This window comes from Bradyrhizobium sp. 23AC, assembly GCF_054863025.1.
This window is the reverse complement of record NZ_JAVAYN010000290.1, coordinates 1-239: the sequence shown is the minus strand read 5'-3', so window position 1 is coordinate 239 and position 239 is coordinate 1. Positions and strand designations below refer to the sequence as shown.

The window sequence follows — 239 nt, the reverse complement described above, 5'->3', positions numbered from 1 at the left end:
GCCGCGGTCGAGAAGCCCGGCGCGAAGATGAACTTGTGGATCTGGGCTTCGCTCATCTTCTCGAGCTCGGCCTCGGTGACGAGGCCTGACGAGATCGCCTTGGCCTTGATCTTCTCGGTGTTGAGGCCACGGCCGTTGTCGGCGATGCAGATGATGATGTGGCCGCCCTCGTGATAGGCGGACAGGCGGATGGTGCCCTGCTCGCCCTTGCCGCTGGCGAGACGCTCGGCGGGGGTCTC

At 65.7% G+C, this 239-nt stretch carries 1 pseudogene; it reads right to left on the bottom strand.

The features are described from left to right. Window positions 1–239: pseudogene (locus RAD10_RS42480) on the bottom strand (hypothetical protein); the annotation flags it as partial.